Origin of the sequence: Devosia subaequoris (assembly GCF_014197055.1) — a bacterium.
Lineage (GTDB): Bacteria > Pseudomonadota > Alphaproteobacteria > Rhizobiales > Devosiaceae > Devosia > Devosia subaequoris.
In genome coordinates this window covers 77250-95327 of sequence record NZ_JACIEW010000002.1, presented here as the reverse complement: position 1 = coordinate 95327, position 18078 = coordinate 77250, and the positions used below count along the sequence as shown (strand labels likewise).

General features: G+C 59.8%; 19 protein-coding genes. 12 read left to right on the top strand and 7 right to left on the bottom strand.

Going from position 1 to position 18078, the window contains the following annotated elements:
• Positions 1 to 71: 71 nt before the first annotated feature.
• A complete protein-coding gene (locus GGR20_RS05050) occupies positions 72 to 704 on the bottom strand; it encodes a PilZ domain-containing protein (protein ID WP_183310163.1) in 633 nt (210 codons plus the stop codon).
• Between the two features lie 104 nt (positions 705 to 808).
• Positions 809 to 1456 carry a PAS domain-containing protein gene (locus GGR20_RS05045; RefSeq protein ID WP_183310162.1) on the bottom strand — a complete coding sequence of 216 codons (648 nt, stop codon included), beginning with the start codon at positions 1454 to 1456 and terminating at the stop codon, positions 809 to 811.
• 188 nt (positions 1457 to 1644) lie between these two features.
• Here GGR20_RS05045 and GGR20_RS05040 point away from each other — a divergent pair, with 188 nt between their 5' ends.
• Entirely contained in the window at positions 1645 to 2379 is a 735-nt protein-coding gene (locus GGR20_RS05040; RefSeq protein WP_183310161.1) for a rhomboid family intramembrane serine protease, read from the top strand.
• On the opposite strand, the gene hisI is transcribed toward GGR20_RS05040, so the two are convergent.
• The 3 genes from hisI to folE form a co-directional block, all read right to left on the bottom strand.
• Positions 2376 to 2828 carry a phosphoribosyl-AMP cyclohydrolase gene (gene hisI, locus GGR20_RS05035; protein ID WP_183310160.1) on the bottom strand — a complete coding sequence of 151 codons (453 nt, stop codon included), beginning with the start codon at positions 2826 to 2828 and terminating at the stop codon, positions 2376 to 2378. The two genes, GGR20_RS05040 and hisI, sit on opposite strands and share 4 nt — an antisense overlap.
• Positions 2829 to 2892: 64 nt before the next feature.
• Positions 2893 to 3726, bottom strand: coding sequence for a helix-turn-helix domain-containing protein (locus GGR20_RS05030; RefSeq protein WP_183310159.1), 834 nt, complete (start codon positions 3724 to 3726; stop codon positions 2893 to 2895).
• 82 nt (positions 3727 to 3808) lie between these two features.
• Positions 3809 to 4429, bottom strand: coding sequence for a GTP cyclohydrolase I FolE (gene folE, locus GGR20_RS05025; protein ID WP_183310158.1), 621 nt, complete (start codon positions 4427 to 4429; stop codon positions 3809 to 3811).
• Between the two features lie 151 nt (positions 4430 to 4580).
• Here folE and GGR20_RS05020 point away from each other — a divergent pair, with 151 nt between their 5' ends.
• The 8 genes from GGR20_RS05020 to GGR20_RS04985 all read left to right on the top strand — a co-directional run bounded on the left by GGR20_RS05020 (position 4581) and on the right by GGR20_RS04985 (position 11028).
• Positions 4581 to 5033, top strand: coding sequence for an iron-sulfur cluster assembly scaffold protein (locus GGR20_RS05020; protein WP_183310157.1), 453 nt, complete (start codon positions 4581 to 4583; stop codon positions 5031 to 5033).
• Entirely contained in the window at positions 5033 to 5371 is a 339-nt protein-coding gene (gene yidD / locus GGR20_RS05015; RefSeq protein WP_183310156.1) for a membrane protein insertion efficiency factor YidD, read from the top strand. The genes GGR20_RS05020 and yidD overlap by 1 nt, the downstream gene beginning before the upstream one ends.
• Positions 5265 to 5753, top strand: coding sequence for a GFA family protein (locus GGR20_RS05010; RefSeq protein ID WP_338084716.1), 489 nt, complete (start codon positions 5265 to 5267; stop codon positions 5751 to 5753). The genes yidD and GGR20_RS05010 overlap by 107 nt, the downstream gene beginning before the upstream one ends.
• Positions 5754 to 5850: 97 nt before the next feature.
• Positions 5851 to 7842 (top strand): threonine--tRNA ligase, encoded by a 1992-nt coding sequence (thrS, locus tag GGR20_RS05005; protein WP_183310154.1) that lies wholly within the window; start codon positions 5851 to 5853, stop codon positions 7840 to 7842.
• On the top strand, positions 7842 to 8066 hold the full coding sequence (locus GGR20_RS05000) for a hypothetical protein (RefSeq protein ID WP_183310153.1): 225 nt from the start codon (positions 7842 to 7844) through the stop codon (positions 8064 to 8066). Before thrS ends, GGR20_RS05000 begins: the two co-directional genes overlap by 1 nt.
• A 23-nt stretch (positions 8067 to 8089) precedes the next feature.
• Positions 8090 to 8521, top strand: a complete 432-nt coding sequence (arfB, locus tag GGR20_RS04995) for an alternative ribosome rescue aminoacyl-tRNA hydrolase ArfB (protein ID WP_183310152.1) — start codon at positions 8090 to 8092, stop codon at positions 8519 to 8521.
• 143 nt (positions 8522 to 8664) lie between these two features.
• On the top strand, positions 8665 to 10008 hold the full coding sequence (locus tag GGR20_RS04990; RefSeq protein ID WP_183310151.1) for a nucleotide sugar dehydrogenase: 1344 nt from the start codon (positions 8665 to 8667) through the stop codon (positions 10006 to 10008).
• 18 nt (positions 10009 to 10026) lie between these two features.
• Complete coding sequence (locus tag GGR20_RS04985) at positions 10027 to 11028, top strand: NAD-dependent epimerase/dehydratase family protein (RefSeq protein ID WP_183310150.1); 1002 nt, start codon at positions 10027 to 10029, stop codon at positions 11026 to 11028.
• Positions 11029 to 11164: 136 nt separating this feature from the next.
• On the opposite strand, the gene GGR20_RS04980 is transcribed toward GGR20_RS04985, so the two are convergent.
• Together GGR20_RS04980 and GGR20_RS04975 are read right to left on the bottom strand one after the other, a co-directional pair.
• Positions 11165 to 12955 carry an aq_1923 C-terminal domain gene (locus GGR20_RS04980; RefSeq protein WP_183310149.1) on the bottom strand — a complete coding sequence of 597 codons (1791 nt, stop codon included), beginning with the start codon at positions 12953 to 12955 and terminating at the stop codon, positions 11165 to 11167.
• A gap of 135 nt (positions 12956 to 13090) precedes the next feature.
• Positions 13091 to 14053 carry an RgsD C-terminal domain-containing protein gene (locus GGR20_RS04975; RefSeq protein WP_183310148.1) on the bottom strand — a complete coding sequence of 321 codons (963 nt, stop codon included), beginning with the start codon at positions 14051 to 14053 and terminating at the stop codon, positions 13091 to 13093.
• A gap of 288 nt (positions 14054 to 14341) precedes the next feature.
• Here GGR20_RS04975 and GGR20_RS04970 point away from each other — a divergent pair, with 288 nt between their 5' ends.
• From GGR20_RS04970 to cysD, 3 genes are all read left to right on the top strand, one after another.
• Positions 14342 to 15151, top strand: a complete 810-nt coding sequence (locus GGR20_RS04970) for a transglycosylase SLT domain-containing protein (RefSeq protein ID WP_183310147.1) — start codon at positions 14342 to 14344, stop codon at positions 15149 to 15151.
• Positions 15152 to 15521: 370 nt separating this feature from the next.
• Positions 15522 to 16727, top strand: a complete 1206-nt coding sequence (locus GGR20_RS04965; RefSeq protein ID WP_183310146.1) for a DUF2336 domain-containing protein — start codon at positions 15522 to 15524, stop codon at positions 16725 to 16727.
• Positions 16728 to 17169: 442 nt separating this feature from the next.
• Entirely contained in the window at positions 17170 to 18078 is a 909-nt protein-coding gene (gene cysD / locus GGR20_RS04960; RefSeq protein ID WP_183310145.1) for a sulfate adenylyltransferase subunit CysD, read from the top strand.

Below are 18078 nucleotides of genomic sequence, written 5' to 3'. Positions count from 1 at the left end.
CGCACTGGTGCGCTGGTGCATGCCACCTGGGTCGAGCGGAACGGGTCGCGTAGTTGCCAGCCCGGTCGGGCTCAGTTCATGCGCAGGTTCTGCTGCACCACGGTGAGCATTTCCTGAGCGGCCGCGAATTCCACGGCGACGCCATTTTGGAAATGGCGGACGACGCGGGCGCGCATGCGGCCCAACGTGATAGGAGTGCCCATGGCCGGGCGCACATCGAGCTCGACGGCAGCGCCCGAAAGCGAGATGTCGATGATCTTGCAGTTGTAGCGCCGACCATCATCCAGCACGACGGTTGAGTGGCGGATATCGGGGACAACGCGCTCGTGGCGGCGATCCTCGGGAAGATTGAGAATATCCTTGTTGGCCAGCCAGGTGAGCTGTGCTGCCATCTTGTCGCGCTTGCGGGACGATGCCGCAATATCCATGATAAAGCCGCCATCGACCTGAGACAGGATCGTTCCTTCGACCCGGCCCAAATGGTCGAGATAAGCGATAATCCGTTCGCCGACGATGCCGGGAACCGGAGCAATCACCACGGCGTCGCCGGGGGACATGGACAAAACCTGGCACGGAAATTCACGACGGTCCGCCAACATATAGCGGCCCAAAATCGAAACGTTGACGCGCTGAAAACGGCGGTCTCCCGCACCTGCGTGCAGGCTGGCAATGGGCCGTGGAGCAGAAATGTCGTCACTGAGCATGCGTCAACCTGTTCCGCGCACTGGGGAAAACCACAGCAAACTTAGCTGTGCTTGGTTAACGCTTAATGAGAATTGGGCCGAATAGGTCGCTTAAAGGCGACCAATCAGTTCCGGCCACCGTCGATAACGGCAAGATGAGCGTAACGGCGGGCGGTCCGGCCATAAACCGTGGTTGGCATGGCAGAGGGCTGCACCGATGAACCATACTCGGAGTCGTTGACCACACTAGCCAGGACTTCGCTTACGGATTCCTCGGCTGGGACTTCGTCCGGCCAGATCAGCCGGAGGCCGGTGATCCGCTGTTCGAGGACTGGCTGCACGCCGAGCCAATAGGGCTCTTCGACAGCCGACATGGCGCCCAGGATGCGGGTGTGGGTCGAACCATTGTGGCGCAGGGGCATGAGAATGGTCTCAAAGCTCACCTTGGTGTGCAGGGCGGTGGTGCCCTGGAATGTCACCAAGGCCACGGCGTGGTCTTCTGTGACGGCGCGGATCAGGGTGTCCATGGCATCGCTGTCGCGGTCGTGCCAGAGCGCGGAGAAGGAGCGGCCCTTCAATTCACGGCAGTAGCTGGTGCACAAATGCGAACCGGCCAGGCGGAAGGAGAATTTGTCGGCGCTGTCGAGCTCGAGAATGAAGGTGTTGGCCAGCGCCTCACGAATACGTGTCGGATCGATGTCGCGACGGTCCGGCGCGCTGCGGGAACCCCGAATCGTGTTCCAATATGTATAAAGTGTCTTGGTGCTCGGCATCTGCATCGTTCGGACCCGCAATTTGAGGCGTTGAGACCCTCTCCGCAAGGAGTGGGCCGCGCTTCAGGAACAATCGCAAAATGCAGCGCTCGTGGCGCGCTTAAAGATTAGTTAAGGTTAACGTCTGTGGCCAAGTGTGGAAAAGCGCGAGCAGTGCGGCAGCCTACCGGTACCTTGGGGACTTGCCGATGAATGAACAAGAGAGCGCGCCGGTATCCCAGGAGCCTGAGGGGCGTGAGCCGGTGTTTCTGTTGCCGCTATCGATAACGGCCCTGGCGGGTGTATTGATCGCCATTCATCTGGCATCAACCCTGGTTCTTAACCCTGATGGCCAGGTGGATCTGCTGTTTTGGTTCGCATTCCAGCCTTATCGAATCGTGGTTGCGGGGGTTGATCCGAGTATCGCCATTCCCTTGATCTGGACGCCCTTCACACATGCGCTCCTGCATGCCGGTTGGGAGCATTTATTGATCAATGTTGCCTGGTTGGCGATCTTCGCGACCCCCGTAGTGCGTCGGTATGGGGCCGGGCCGATGCTGTTCCTGTTCCTGATTTCGGCCTTTGCTGGCGCGGCTCTGTTTGCGGCAACCACATTGTATAGCCAGGTCTACCTGATCGGGGCATCCGGTGGCGTTGCGGGCCTGACTGGCGCGGCCATTCGCTTCATGTTCCAACCCGTGCTGATGGCGCGCGACGCGGAAACTGGCGAGCCGGTAGTGCTGGGGCGGCGGCTGGCGAGCCTGCGGGAGGTGTTCGTCAATCCGCGCTCGCGTTTTTTCACGTTGATCTGGCTGGCATTGAATGCGGCGGTGCCACTGGTGCCGTTGCTGACGGGCAGCGCGCTATCCATTGCCTGGCAGGCCCATCTTGGCGGGTTTGCCGCTGGTTTCCTGCTGGTTCCGCTGTTCGAGCGGAAATCCTAACCGCCATAAACATCCTTGGGGTCAAACAGGCGGGGCAGGCCGGTGTCTTCAAGCCGGGCCTGGCCCTGTTCGTTCAACACCCGTCGGTAGAAACAGGATTTGCGGCCGGTGTGACAGGCGGCGCCGCGCCCGGTCTGGCGCACCACCATCACCAGGCAATCCTGGTCGCAATCGGTGCGCAACTCGACCACTTCCTGCAATTCGCCCGAGGTTTCGCCCTTCTTCCAGACCGCCTTGCGCGAGCGGGACCAATAATGGGCGATGCCGGTTTCCAGGGTCAGCGACAGGGTTTCCGCATTCATATGCGCGACCATGAGAATGTCGTTGGTGCCATCCTCGGTGGTGACCACGGTCAGCAGGCCGTTGGCATCAAAGCGTGGGGCGAAGGTCGTGCCTTCTTCCAGTTCGGTATGATCGAAGCTTTTAGGGTCAGCGAATGAAATGGTCATGATGCGCGCCATTGCTCGTGCGGATGCCGAGGCTCTAGCGCGCATCATGGCGGAATGGAAGAGTTCAGGACTTCAAGCCAAACCAGATCTCTATGTCACCGCTACCGCTACGAGCGTCAAAGGCCGGCCCATAATACTCCAAGAAGCTATAGCTGGCTTCGCTCGGTTCGTGTCCGTTGTCACTTAGCCACTGTTCGGCGGCGCCGATGCTCTGCCGAATGGTGGATAGGTCGCCGCCATGGGTAAACCGCGCCCATTTTAATGCCGGAACCACCAGACGCTCGAGCTCGGACGATATTTCTGCGCCATGACGCATCTCCACAGCGACAACATATTCAAAGTGGTTGTCGGCGATTTCGCCGACAAGGCCATATGCCACCCCGGCAATGGCGCCATCGATACTGCCGATATGGGGCTGAAAGCGTTGCCACTGGGCGGGCAGACCTGCCGGGTTGTTCATGGGATGGCGTTCGGCAATGCCGGCAAAGACCATCTCGGGGCGATTTTCGAACCGGGGCGGTTCAATGATGACGGGGGCTGCTATATCCATTCTAAGAGGCTCCACTAGGGTGATCCCATCGAGATTGCGCTGCTGGCGGACATGTTGCGGCGTGATGCCGAACTGATCACGAAAAGCGCGGGTGAATGCCTCATGCGAGCCATAGCCGGCATCGAGCGCCACCGACAGGATGTCGGGTGCGCCTCCAGCCAGTTGACGAGCGGCATCACTCAGCCGCCTCGCCCTGAGATAGGCGGTTACCGAGTGTCCGGTGACCAGGGGGAAGACGCGCGAGAGATAGCTTCTCGACTTGCCGGTGACAGAAGCCAAGTCATCAAGGCTCAGCGGTTCACGCGAACGGCTTTCCAGAACCCAGAGCATTTTGGAAACAACTGACATGGCACAGACCCGTTTGAGACAGACAGTCTATGCCACAATGTTGACGAGCGCATTTGATCGCGCTTGTCCTTCTACGCCCGCCTCAGCGATGGCCGACCATGGCAAAGAAGCGATCCTGCTCCTGGCGGTCTTCGGCGAAAACCCCGGTGAAGCGATGCGTGACTGTCTTTACGTCATGGGCCTTCACGCCGCGCATGGTCATGCACATGTGCTCGGCTTCGAGCAGGACTGCGGCGCCGCGCGGCCCCAGATTTTCGTTGATGGCATCGATGATCTGCGCCGTCATCGTTTCCTGGGTCTGCAGGCGACGGGCGAAAACTTCGACCAGCCGAGCCAGCTTTGAAAGGCCGACGACCCCATCATGGGGGAGATAGGCAATGTGGGCCTGCCCGTAAAATGGCACCATGTGGTGTTCGCAATGGGCATAGAAGGGGATACCCTTGACCAGCACCAGATCGTCATAGCCGCCGACCTCCTTGAAGGTCTTGGACAAGACCTCGCCAGCGTCCTGATCGTACCCAGCAAAAAGTTCGCCATAGGCCTTGGCCACGCGGGCGGGCGTCTCGAGCAGGCCTTCGCGGTTGGGATTGTCACCGGCCCAGGCAATGAGTGTACGGACGGCTGCTTCCGCCTCCTCACGACTGGGACGCGTCACGGGTATGTCAGAGGGGACAGGCTTGAGCGGCTTGACCTGAGCGTCCATGGGGTCCGGCTCCTTGCGTTGCGACCGTTGCTCACTACGCGACGAACGACGCGTCAGTTTTCGACAGGAGCACAAACCCCTGACAGTCGGAGGGAGAACCCCTATATAGAAGCGGAACGTCACCGGAACAAGGAACAGAATTGTCGCGATCATGGAGCTAAGCGATCTCTATTCCGAAAAGATTCTTGATCTTGCGGGCAATGCCCCCCAACCGGGACGGTTGACCGCTGCGGACGCGTCTGCGCGCAAGGTCAGCCGCGTGTGTGGCTCGGTAGTCGAGGTTGACCTGATTGTGCGCGACGGGGTGATTGTCGGCTATGGCCACGAGATTTCAGCCTGCGCGCTGGGCCAGACGTCAGCGGCTGTAGTGGCGCGGGAAATCGTCGGGACGCCGGTCACTGACTTTCTTGCGTTGCGACAGACCATGCACGACATGCTCAAGGCCGATGGAGCGCCGCCCGCGGGGAAATGGGAAGATCTCAAATATCTCGAGCCGGTCCGCGGCTATCCGGCCCGTCATATGTCGACCCTTCTGGTGTTTGATGCGGTCGCGGCGGCGCTTGAAAAGTTAGAGTCGAACCAGTCGGTTGCGGTGACGGGCTGATGGATCGATTCATCGCCTTGATGTGGCGAGTCATCGACCTGCCGTTCAAGGTCGCGGCGGTCTTCCTGATTGCGCTATACCGCTATACGCTCTCGGCATTTGTGGGACGCACATGCCGGCACCTGCCGACATGCTCGGAATACACAAGCAATGCCATCTGGAAATTCGGTTTCTGGCCCGGCGGCTGGATGGGCTTGGCACGGTTCTCGCGATGCCGCCCCGGCGGGACGCATGGCTATGATCCGGTGCCCGAGGCGCTGCCGGCAGAGGGGCGGTGGTATCTGCCATGGCGGTATGGGCGCTGGCGAGGAGACAAGCATGACCATGCTCAAGGGTAGTTGCCTATGCGGGACCGTGTCTTACGAAGTCGAGGACGCGTTTCAAGCAGCCTTCTATTGCCATTGTTCGCGGTGCCGGCGCGCGACGGGATCGGCATTCAAGCCAATGGCATCCATCAAGACGGGCAGGCTGCGGCTGACGCGTGGCGAGACGAATGTGCTGATCTACGGCGATCTTGCTGCGACCCACGATGTCCATTGCAGCCAATGTGGTTCTTTTCTCTATTCGGTGATCGCGCAGAATGGAAACACGCATGTCGCCATGGGTACCCTGGTCGATGATCCCAAGGTTCGGCCATCGTTTCACATGTTTGTCGGCTCCAAGGCGCCCTGGCATGAGATCACTGATAGCCTGCCGCAGTTCGAGGGTTTGCCGGTTTGAACGCCAGCTTGAGGCTGGCATATGGCTCTTTTCATGCTAAGGCAGCGACCGCGCGCATCGTGGAATGCGTGACAACCCAATTTCATGGAGATCTAAAATGTCGATCAAGGTGACTTTCCCCGATGGTGCTGCTCGCGACTATTCGCGCGGCACTACCGGCACCGAGATCGTAGAAGGAATCTCCAAGTCGCTGGCCAAGAAGACGGTCGCGATGCGCTGGAACGGCGTGCTCTCGGACCTTTCCGACGCGCTGGAGGCCGACGGCAGTATCGAGTTCGTCACGCGCGACAGCGGCTCACAGGATGTGCTGGAGCTGATCCGGCACGATGCGGCGCACGTTCTGGCCGAGGCCGTGCAGGAGCTGTGGCCCGATACCCAGGTGACAATCGGCCCCGTGATCGAGAGCGGCTTCTACTACGACTTCTATCGTCCCGCCGGGCCGTTCACGGAAGACGAACTTCGTATCATCGAAAAGAAGATGGGCGAGATCATCGAGCGTGGTGCTGCTTTCACCAAGGAAGTGTGGAGCCGCGATCAGGCCAAGGACTGGTTCGAGACCCGGGGCGAAGCTTTCAAGGTGGAACTGGTTGACGCCATTCCCGCCGACCAGTCGATCAAGATGTATGCCCAGGGGCAGTGGAAGGACCTTTGCCGCGGCCCGCATATGCGCACGGTCAAGGATGTCGGCCAGGCCTTCAAGCTGACCAAGGTGGCCGGTGCTTATTGGCGTGGCGACAGCAATCGCGAAGTACTCAGCCGCATCTATGGCACGGCCTTTGCGACCAAGGACGAGCTTGCAGCCTATCTCACGATGATGGAGGAGGCCGAAAAGCGCGACCATCGCAAGATTGGCCGCGACCTCGACCTGTTCCATCTGCAGGAAGAAGCGCAGGGTTCGGTGTTCTGGCATCCGCGCGGCTTTGTCATCTACAACCAGATGGAAGCCTATATTCGACGGCGCCTCGACAAGTCGGGCTATCAGGAGGTCAAGACGCCTCAGCTGATGCATGCCAAGTTCTGGGAGCAGTCAGGCCACTGGGGCAAGTACCGCGAAAACATGTTCGTGGTGCCGGACGAAATCCCGAATACAGAGGAAGAAGGTCCGGTCGTCTCGGGCGATGTCGATTATCTTGCGCTCAAGCCGATGAACTGCCCGGCCCACGTGCAGATCTTCAACCAGGGCATCAAGTCCTACCGCGATCTGCCTTTGCGCATGGCCGAATTTGGCTGTTGTCACCGCAATGAGGCGCATGGAGCGCTGCATGGGCTGATGCGCGTGCGGCAGATGACGCAGGACGATGCGCATATCTTCTGTCGCGAGGATCAGATCCAGTCCGAGACCGAGCACTTCGTACATCTGCTCTATTCGGTCTATGGCCACATGGGCTTCGACAATGTCGTGATCAAGCTCGCCACGCGTCCCGAGAAGTTCGGTGGCACCATTGAGCGTTGGGACGCAGCGGAAAAGGCGTTGGGCGATGCACTGCGCGCTACCGGCTATGACTTTGAGATCGCCGAGGGCGAAGGGGCCTTCTACGCGCCCAAGCTGGAGTTCCATCTCAAGGACGCCATCGGCCGGTCCTGGCAGGTGGGTACGCTACAGCTCGACTATGTGCTGCCTGAGCGACTGGATGCGACCTATGTGGCCGAGGATGGTTCGCGCCAATATGCGGTCATGCTGCACCGGGCGATCCTCGGGTCGCTGGAGCGGTTCATCGGTATTCTGATCGAAAACTATGCCGGCAAGATGCCGATGTGGTTGGCGCCGACCCAGGTGGTGGTGGCCACAATCGTCTCGGAAGCGGATGAATACGCTCAAAAGCTGGTGCGCCAGCTGCGCGACGCCGGTATCCGGGCCGAGATCGATACTCGCAACGAAAAGATCAACTACAAGGTGCGTGAGCACTCGGTACAGAAAGTGCCGCTGATGTTCGTTGTAGGACGGCGAGAGGCCGAGGAGGGTACCGTTTCGGTGCGCCGTCTGGGCACGGAAGGCCAGAAGGTCGAGCCGTTCATGGATGCGCTGGTGGCCCTTATGGCCGAAGCGACCCCGCCTGATCTCAAGGACGCAGCCGAAAAGGCCCTCTAATGCCGCAGCGTCCGTCCAACCGCGAGATGAAGGCCCTGTATCATCTGGGCGAGGCCAATGTGCTTGGCCCGGATGACTTCAAGGATATCGGCGAAAAGGTCTTCGCCGGTATGCTCAGAAAGAAATGGGTCGAAGAGGTGGAGCCGGGCAAGTTCCGCACTACTGAAAAGGGCCGCGTGACCCATGACGAGGAAGTGTGGTTCGCGGGCCGCTCGAAGCGCTGAAGACACCAGGGAATGGGTGAGGCATGGCTGAGCCAATTCAAATCACCCGTTCTCTCAGCATCGATCCAACCGAGATCGAGGAAAGCTTTGTGCGCGCCTCGGGACCAGGCGGCCAGAACGTCAACAAGGTTGCAAGTGCCGTGCAGTTGCGTTTCGATCTTGCGGCCAATACCAGCCTGCCTGAGCCGGTAAAGCGGCGGGTGGCCAACCTGGCCGGGAGCCGTCTCACCAAGGACGGTGTCATCGTCATCACGGCCAATAGTCACCGCGACCAGCCCCTCAATAGAGCCGACGCGCTCGAGAAGTTGGTGGCGCTCATACGAGCAGGGGTTCATGTCCCTAAGCCACGTATTGCCACGCGCCCAACATTGGCGTCCAAAAAGCGCCGGCTGGACAAGAAGACCAATCGCAGCGCCGTCAAACGCATGCGCTCGCGGCCGAGCGACGGCGAGTAGCCGCGTTTACTGTAGTCGACGTGCAGATTTGCCTTAACTTTCATGGATTTGTTTTGAGTATAGTGCTTTCATGAAACATCAGTCGGCGCTCGTTCAGGTCCCGGTTTTTTTCGGGTGAGAACTGCTGCAGGGAGAGTGGCCCGGTGAAGATCGCAATAGTTGGATCTGGTTATGTCGGCCTGGTTACGGGGGTGTGCCTTGCCGATTTCGGGCATGAAGTGACCTGCATCGACAAGGACCAGAGTAAGATCCTGGAGCTTGAGCGCGGTGTCGTGCCGATCTACGAGCCGGGCCTGTCCGAACTGGTCAACGCCAATGTCGCGGCCGGACGCCTGACCTTCACGACCGATCTGCCGAGTGCGGTTGGACAGGCTGAGGTGGTCTTCATAGCCGTGGGCACGCCTAGCCGGCGCGGCGATGGCCATGCAGATCTGAGCTATGTCTACGCTGTTGCGCGCGAAGTGGCAGAGGCCGTGACCGGCTTTACCGTGGTGGTGACAAAGTCCACGGTTCCGGTCGGCACAGGTGACGAGGTTGCGCATATCATCGGGACGGTCAATCCGGAGGCGGATGTTGCGGTCGTCTCTAATCCCGAATTCCTCCGTGAAGGGGCCGCTATCGAGGATTTCAAGCGGCCCGACCGTATCGTTGTTGGCATTGACGACGAGCGGGCGCGAGAGGTGATGGCGGAAGTCTATCGTCCGCTCTATCTCAACCAGGCGCCGCTGCTGTTCACCGATCGCCGTACGTCTGAACTCATCAAATACGCCGCCAACGCCTTCCTTGCCATGAAGATTACCTTCATCAACGAGGTGGCCGATCTCTGTGAGGCCGCTGGGGCCAATGTGCAGGAAGTGGCGCGCGGCATCGGCCTGGACAATCGCATTGGCGCCGAGTTCCTCCATGCCGGTCCCGGCTATGGCGGTTCGTGTTTCCCTAAGGACACCACGGCTCTGGTCAAGATCGGCCAGGATTTCGGTAGCCCGATGCGGCTGGTGGAGACCACGGTCTCGATCAACGATCAGCGCAAGCGCGCGATGTCACGCAAGGTTATCGCAGCCTGTGGCGGAGAAGTGCGCGGCAAGACCATTGGCGTCCTGGGACTGACCTTCAAACCCAATACAGACGACATGCGCGAAGCGCCTTCGCTCGACATCATCCGTGGCCTGCAGGATCGTGGCGCCAAGATCGTTGCCTTCGACCCGCAGGGCATGAAGGCAGCGAGGCTGCTGGTAGAAGATGTTGATTTTGCCGACAGTGCCTATGACGTCGCCCAAGGCGCTGACGCGTTGGTTCTGGTGACCGAATGGAACGAGTTCCGGTCGCTCGATCTTGAGCGGCTGAAATCATTGATGAAGACTCCAGTCTTCGTTGATCTGCGCAATGTCTATCGCCCGCACGAGATGGCTCGCCATGGCTTTTCCTATGTCAGCATCGGCAGGTTTGACGAGGACATCGGTGAGCGTGTCTCGAATGCAGCAGAATAGCACCGAAGGTCCCGTCGCGTGAAAATTCTGGTTACCGGTGCGGCCGGTTTCATTGGCTTCCATTTGGGCCAGAAACTGATTGCCCTTGGGCATGAAGTTGTCGGTCTCGATGCCCTGACGAGCTATTATGATCCGGCTCTCAAGCAGACCCGGCTCGATATCCTGATGGAGCAGCCGAGGTTCAGCTTTGGCAAGATCGACTTGACCGATGCGAATGCACTTGAGGACTTCGTCGGGGCGGCGGGAGCCGAAATCGTCTATCACCTCGGTGCCCAGCCAGGCGTGCGTTACAGCATTGAAAACCCGCAGAGCTATGTCCAGTCGAACGTTGTCGGTACGGCAAACCTGCTAGAAGCGCTGCGCAGACATGCGCCCAAGCATCTGATTTTTGCTTCGACCAGCTCGGTTTATGGCGGCAATGAAGAGATGCCCTATGGTGAGACAGACAGGGCTGACTTCCCCCTCTCACTTTATGCCGCCACGAAAAAATCGGGCGAGGCGCTGGTCCATTCCTACGCGCATCTCTGGTCGATCCCGTCGACCTGCGTGCGTTTCTTCACGGTTTATGGCCCCTACGGCCGCCCTGATATGGCTCTTCTGAAGTTCGCCACGGCGATTTCCGCCGGCAAGCCGATCGACGTTTACGGTCAGGGCAAGATGCGGCGCGACTTCACTTACGTCGAGGATCTGGTGGCGTCGCTTGTGGCCATCATGTCGCGGGCCCCCGTTGTGGGCCAACCGGTCGAGGGTGACAGTCTTTCGGCAGTCGCTCCGTTCCGCCTGCTCAATGTCGGTGGAGGACGCCCCGTGCAATTGATGGACTTCATTGGCGCGCTGGAGCGTGCGATGGGCACCACGGCACGGCTCAACATGCTGCCGATGCAACCAGGAGATGTCGTTGCGACGGAGGCCGATACGGCGCTGTTGCAGGCTCTGGTGGGCAAATTGCCTGCGACGCCACTCGAGGTCGGGATCGAGAAGTTCGTGGCCTGGTTTCGCGACTATCAGGAAAAGAAGTAGGGCGGGGCGCGGCCGCGTTTCTTGCGGTCAAGCCTGCGCGGTGCCACGGGGCGCATGCAGCCGCTGACCCGTCCGGTTCATTCCTGGCCGGCGTTTTACTGGTGACGGCCAGGAATGATTTTCGACGCTTGGACGGCTATTTCGCTTCAGCGCTGATATTGACCTTGCCGATCAGCGATGTCGGATCCTCTTCGGCCTGCATGAAATCCATCATGCCAAGTCCTGGGGCAGATTTGGCCTCAAGGCCGATCATCAGTGTCTTGGCGTTGCCGGCTACAAAGCTGTTGATCGCTTCGCCCAGCTTTGCCGCGTCAGCGGCCCCTGCCATCATGCCAATGACACTGCCCTGGGCCAATCCGGCGAAGACCGGGCGAAGGGTGGCAGGGTCAGCCCCTTGCTCGGCGGCGACCACGGCCAGAATCACGTCGGAAAGACCGGCATCGGTTACCGTCAGATCAAGATTCTTGACGGCAACGGCCATGCTGGCCGCCATTGCGGCACTCATGTCGAGGGCAAAGAGATCTTCGGTCGCGTTGGCGAGGGTCCCGGCGATCAGTACGGTGGCGAGATCGGCGCCAGTGAGAGACATTTCCTCGATCGCGACGGTTTGGCTATCAGCATCCCAGGCGGCGGCGACGCGGAAGCCGACATCGACATCGGTGATCCCGAGCGCAAGCATTTGCTCCAGTCCATCCTCGCCGGTCCCCTCCGGGATGGCCGCCTGGAGATTGGTCGCCGAGACATCAAGATCGGTCGGGATGCCGTTGACGTAACGGGCAAGAGACACGTCGAACGCGCCAAGCTTGGCCTGAATGCGGGCACCTTCGGTGTCAGGCTCCGGAATATCGATATCGAGTCCGGAAAGCGAAAGCCCTTCCATTGCCGGAATTAATGCCCGCGCATTCTCTTCCAGCCAGGCTTCATCCACCTCGGCTGGTGCCCCTTCCAGTGCGGCAATGGTCGAGGTCAGGTCCATCGGCTTGATAGTCAGATTGTCGAGGGAAAAGGAGCCGTCGCCTTCCACCACGATATCAAGGCCGTCCATGGCAAGGGAGGGGTAGATGCCTGGCGACATGCCGCCCATTGTCATGCCGGCGACAGAGAAGGTCATGGGGCGGCCATCCTCGTCTACCCCGCTGCAGTCGAAGCCTTCAAAGCTCACCTCAGAGGTTTCGAAGGCTGTCAGGATGTCCGCGTAGATCTTGAGGAACCGGCCCATGGTTGCTGGATCCACATCGTCGCCCTGATCTTCCATGGCCTGGCCAACGGCCATCATTTCGACAAGTGGAGTGTTGAGCGGCCGTGCCTTGAACTCGGCCCCTGTGACGCCACCGAAGCTACATGAAACATCTTCGGATTCAAGCGTGCCGCCCTCTGACACGAGGTCGGTGTAAATGGTCTCGAGCCCGGTCCGATCAGCAATGTCGACCAGACCGTAGATGCCCAGAATACCGGCAATATCGAGATTGGCCGCGGACATGGCGCCAAAGGCGAAGTTTGCATCGTCAGCGACCACGGTGACCCCCGCGAGACTGATGCCAGCCGCCTTTCCGTCCACCACATTTTCCAGGAGCAGATCGGTGAGAGTCACGGTCGCATCATGTGTCTGGTCATTCGACTGCGAGGAGACGCTGAGCGTGATCTCCGGCACGGCGATGCTGGTGGCATCGAGATTGGCGAGCGCATCGGCGTTTTCGGCGATGTTCCCGCGCAGGATTTCGGTAATGACGGCGTTGTCGAGATTTGACCCGTTGGCGTCAACGGTCGGAATGGAAACTGAATAGTCCATTTCCAGCGCAGCAGGACTGTCCCCGCCTGATTTTACTTTGTCTTTGGCCATGCCGACGGTAGTGGGCAAGGCCGCGCTGAGAAGGCAGGCAGTGGCTATGGCCGGCAGGCGGCCGCGAATAAGCACGTTCATCGACATGGTCTTCTCCCGTTTGTCCCATGCATCTGGGCTGCATCCAAGCACCATTCAAGTCGAAGTACTGTCTGCCTGCAACTTGTTGCGCAATTGAGACAACACCTACCCGCGAAAGACACTTCTCTGGTGGTGATCTGACTAATAGACGGTCGTCAGAACTTCAATTTCTCGCGGGCCGCCAGCCTGGACCTGAATTTGGCGGTTGTAGACCTGATCCCCGAGCTTGGCGAGCACCAGATATTCGCCTTCGGACAGGACCGTGGACGGGAAGGCCCCACGATCGCTGAATATGGTTGCACCTTCAGCGGTTTTGACCGTCCATTCAACGTCCGCGATGGCTTCACCCGCTTCTTCCGAGACAAGCTTGAACGATATTTCGGCCGCATGATGAAAGAGCGTGGCATCGGTCAGCTGACCTGGCTCGACCCTCAGATCGGCGCGGACCACGGCATTGATTGCGCCGAAACGCGAGACAATCTCATAGGTGCCGGCGTTCAGCGTGATGATCTCGTTGGGGGGAAGGTCATCCGCGATAAGTGCTCGGCCGGCTTCGTCGTTGGCGGTGAATATGTCAAAATGCAGCAGAGCCGGGGAGATCGGAATGTCTCCCGTTACCGCTGAATTCAACCGCAATGCACCGGCTTCAAGGTTGACGTCATGGCTGTTCGTGCCGGGCATGACGGTGAATGGTTCACTGAGCTGGGCCTGTCCATAGGCGACGTGGACGACGTAGTCTCCGGGGGGCAGGTCGAGCTGCGCGCTGCCGGTGTCGGCCTTCGCAACGAGAGCCATTTCGCCATCCTCGCCAGGGCTCCCCTCGAAGATCCGCCAAACCAGCCCTTCAGGTATGGGGGCGCCATCGGCGGTGATGCGCGCGGTGAGCGTAACTGGTTGCGGCACGTTAGACACCGCGGCTATCGCTTCGGCCGCTGTGGTGTCGTCCGGCGCGGTTGTCGCGGGCGAAGCGTCGCGGTCAGGCCGTGGACGCGGCAGGGGAGGGATCTCCGCCGATTGCTGGGCGATGGCGGGTTGGGCCGCAGCCAGTGGACCTAGCGCCAGCAGCACGGCGATCAGGGTTGCCAATAGTCTTGCCGAACGCATGTGCTCTCCAGCTTGCGGCACCGCTTGCAGGGCCGAATCCGGTTTTCGCCTAGACCCCAATTGGGGAAAAGCTGTGTCACAATCGGTCGGGATTATAAACCGCCCAATGGCTGCTGACATGAAATTTACATTGCCTTTCAATTGATCTCGCTGACGGCCGATCGAACATCAAACCGCCAGAAACTACTTCATCTAACGTTGCACGACGCGAGGGAGGTTTTGGTTAACAGGGCGTTAACGAGATTGAGTGCTAGTGTTGGGCAGTGATTCCCGTCGAGACAATCTGCCATGGGCGTGCAGTCCATTTCCATTTCGCAGAGCCTGGCCAATGCTCTGAACGCTGCGGGCAACCGCAGCGGGGTGGATTTCGACTATCTGCTGCAAACGGCAATGCGGGAAAGCAGCCTTAATCCCCAGGCGCGGGCCAGCACCTCTTCAGCTGTGGGGCTGTTCCAGTTTCTTGAGGGGACCTGGCTGCAGGTGATGAAGGAAGAGGGCCCGCGATTGGGTTATCATTCCTATGCCGAAGCAATCACCCGCACATCTGATGGCGACTATGTGGTGGCCGATAAGGCCAGGCGGGAACAGATCCTGCAATTGCGCGAAAATCCGCAGGTCGCCGCAGACCTCGCTGCGGCATTCACCCGAACCAATGGCGAGTATCTGCGCAACCATTTTGGGCGGATGCCAAGTGCTGGTGAACTTTACATAGCGCATTTTCTGGGGGCGCAGGGCGCGGAGCGGATGTTCAAGGCCGGGCTGCAGAACCCCGATCAGATCGCCGTTCAACTCTTTCCGCGGCAAGCAGCTGCCAATCGGGCCATATTTTTCGATGGTGACGGTCAGGCCCGGACCATTCGGCAGGTTTACCAGGTGCTGGTGGCCAAACACGGAACGGGCGACAGTGCCGGGTTCGCCGTGCAGCAGATGACAGGCGGGGGCGATCAGTCCGCGCAACAAGTCTCCGATCCCCCTTTGCCTTCAAGATTTTCGCCGGCAAACATGTCCTTCACCGGCCTGTTCAAGAATGAACCTGAAGGTGAGGTGGAGGCCGGCCAGGAGGGGGCAGCATTCTTTACTCAACTGTACGCCCAATAAGCCGGACAGGGCGATCTAGATCGAATGTGTGGGTTGGCGATCCTGGCAATGCCCCCTCTAGTGAGGCTAACCTTGGCTGCCGAAGAGCATCAGGGCCTTGTGGAGGAAAGTGATGGCACACCCATCGCGCGAGGCGGGCGCGAGCTCGGAGGTGCTTTGCCCAGGGGCGTTGATTGTTCTGGCTCTGGTCCTGTGTCCTGGGTGATGGTGTTCGTGTTCTGGGACGCGCTGTCGCGACTTTTCGCCGTATCTGCAGGCATTTGACAGTCAGCCTGACCTGGGGCCCATACCGAGCCGAGTGCAGTCGGTTATGGTGAACCGTTCCTTAAAGTTTGATCGCTAGCTTCGCTCCATCGGAGTGGAGTGCGTAATGGTCGGCTACGAGGCATTTGCAGAACTGTCACAGTCCAAGGACAGTGACGCGCGAGGGCATGCAGCTCATCTTGCGGCACTCGCCTATCTCGACCACAGCGGGCCCGCCGACGAGCACGCGGCGCTTTATGCCGCGTTGATCGGGTTTCTCGATGACAACTCGGTAAAGGTTCGGGCGGCTCTGGCCTATGGCCTCTTGCATTCGCGTCAGGCACCTCGTCCGATTATCCTTTCGTTGCTGCAGGACAGTGCAGTGATATCGCGTGCCGTGCTGCAATATTCACCCGTATTGGTGGATGCCGATCTCCTGCCGAACGTGGCTCGAGGCGACCACGATGTCTTGCTGGCCATTGCGCAGCGCTCCCGTGTCAGTCCAAGGCTGGCGTCGGCGCTGATTGGCCGGCATGACCAGCGCATTACCTTGCGCCTGCTGCGCCGCGACGACGTCTACATTGAGGCGTCCACCCTGGACCAGTTGGCCAGGAGCTTTGGCGCCGACGCTGCATATCGTGGCGCCTTGCTTGCCCGGAAGGACCTGCCGGGACCGACGCGACTGGCTCTGGTGCACCAAGTTGCCGAGAGCCTGCGCGGATGTCGTATCGTCAAGGGTGCGCTCAATGCTGACCGTCTGGGTCGGGTGCTCCGCAATGGCACCGATACAGCGGTGGCGGTGATCGGAGAGCGTATCGCCGAAGCGGGTCGATCGGCGTTTGTCGATGATTTGCTGGGCGCAGATCAAGTTAGTGCGCGATTGCTGCTGCATGCGGTCGTGACCGGGCGGGTGTTGTTCTTTGCGGCCTGCATCGGTGGGCTGGCTAATACCAGCGCGGACAAGGTGTTCACCCTGCTTGAAAGCGGTAGTCGCGCGGTCCTCATGGCGTTGTTCGCCCGCTGCGGACTATCTGCCGCGATCGGCGGCCTGCTGGTCCGGCTGGTAATGCATGCCCGTTCTGCCGATCTCGCCGACGACGCGGCGGCGCGCCATTATGTGATTACGGCGCTGACGGAGGAACTGATCAGCGAGAATGAGGGTGATATCCCGCCCGAGCTGGAAGAAGTGTTCTGCTACCTCAACGAGCAGAATATCATACTGGCTCGCAAGGCTGCACGTGGTGTCATGGCTGCGTTTGCACGATCGACCCAATCCGTCATGTCGCTGCCCTCGAGCGCAGAGCCGGCGCAGATGCAATTGCCGGCCGCTTAGCGCCAGCGCCCAGCGAACGCTGAACCAGAAACAAATCCAGAAGCGGAACTGTTCGCTCAACACGCGCTGGAGAGCGGATAGATGCAGGTTCCTTGCCTGGAGCCGCTCATGAGTGCGTCTTCACAGTACGTGTTCATCATGATCCGAATGACGCTCTACGCGGCCGCACAGCAGGTAAAAACATGGACTGCTACGCTCGTGCGTAGACCCGCGGCCCGTGAACTTTTTTTCTGCCAATTGGGGAGCGTACGCATTGCGCAATGCGGCGGGCAAGGCGCTTGGGGTGGGCTTTCATACGCGCTGCCCCATTGGTGCACTAATTTGCCTCAAGGCCCTGTAGCACAAGGGTTTCGGGCAGTTTTTGGGTTGATGGTCAAGGGCGTGGGAGGGTACGAAACCTAGGCAAATCTCCGCCGACAGGCCCCATATCCGGATACGAGTGTTGGACCAGAAACGACTGACGCATTTGCAGACCCTTGAGGCCGAGAGCATCGAGATTCTGCGCGAAGTTGCCGCAAGCTTTGAGCGGCCAGTGATGATGTATTCGATCGGCAAGGATTCGAGCGTATTGCTGCATCTAGCGCGCAAGGCGTTCTTTCCGAGCAAGATCCCGTTCCCGCTCTTGCATGTCGACACGACGTTCAAGTTTCGCGAGATGATCGCTTTCCGCGACAGGACAGCTGAAGAATATGGGTTCGACCTGATCACCCACACCAATCAGGATGGCGTGCGTGACGGCATCAACCCGTTTGACCATGGGTCCTCACGCTACACCGACATTATGAAGACCGCGGCTTTGCGCCAGGCGCTGACAGCGGGGCGCTATGACGCGGCCATTGGCGGGGCGCGCCGAGATGAAGAAAAGTCGCGAGCCAAAGAACGAGTGTTCTCGCATCGCAATGCCAGCCATGCCTGGGACCCCAAGAACCAGCGGCCCGAGCTGTGGCGGACGTTTAACACGCGGCTCAATCCGGGCGAGAGCATGCGGGTGTTTCCAATCTCGAATTGGACCGAGCTCGATGTCTGGACCTATATCTATTCCGAACAAATTCCGATTGTGCCGCTTTATTTCGCTCGTCCGCGGCCGGTGGTCGAGCGTTCCGGCACGCTCATCATGGTCGACGACGAGCGCCTGCCGCTCAATCCGGGCGAAACGCCCAAGGAGGAAGTGGTGCGGTTCCGCACGCTGGGTTGCTACCCGCTGACGGGCGCGATCCGTTCCGAAGCCGCCGACCTGCCCTCCATCATCATGGAAATGCAGGCGAGCCGGACTTCGGAGCGCGAAGGGCGGCTGATCGACAGCGACAGCGTCGGCTCGATGGAGAAGAAGAAGCAGGAAGGGTATTTCTAG